Source organism: Blautia intestinihominis, assembly GCF_040096655.1.
In the GTDB taxonomy this organism is placed as follows: Bacteria; Bacillota; Clostridia; order Lachnospirales; family Lachnospiraceae; genus Blautia_A; species Blautia_A intestinihominis.
Window position 1 is genome coordinate 1 of the sequence record NZ_JBBMEI010000214.1, and the last position, 586, is coordinate 586.

1 protein-coding gene is annotated in these 586 nt (G+C 37.0%); it reads right to left on the reverse strand.

All coding sequences use genetic code 11. The features are described 5' to 3' along the window. Positions 1 to 36: 36 nt before the first annotated feature. Positions 37 to 586, reverse strand: a 550-nt coding sequence (locus tag WMO75_RS19765) for a hypothetical protein (RefSeq protein ID WP_349078888.1), incomplete at its 5' end; no start/stop codon positions are given.

Below are 586 nucleotides of genomic sequence, written 5' to 3' on the forward strand. Positions count from 1 at the left end.
TTATTATTAGATTTCAGGCATACTTGCTATTTTCTTCTATTCAGCCTTCCCCTCCGGGAAAATAATTTTAAACACAAAGAAAAAAATCACCATGGAAACTCCACCTGTAATAATTGTCACAAGCATGTTATAGACTGCCGGTGCCACATATGCAGATGCAACTGGCATCCACAGATTATTAAATCCATTACAGATCAGTGAAATTACCACCCATGCAACAAAATACCAGATTGCCTGATACACAGGATTTCCATGGCTTTTAAAAGTAATATTTCTCTGCAGTGGAAAATTGATACACTGTGCAAGAAATGACCCCAGTTCATAACTGATAAAATAGCCAAGTCCACCACCGATCAGTATATTTCCCGTTGCATCACGCAATACATTATACCCCAACAAACTCCATGTAAATTTTACTCCAAACAGATTCATAGAAACCTTTGGCCACATAAATTCTGTACCAGCCAGACCAATTCCCAAAATCCCTGGTAAAAATGTAAATACAAGATACTGGAATACTGTCACGCCCATACTGAATATAACAAAATAGAATATCTGATAAAGCCATTTTGCAAGAGCAGAATGT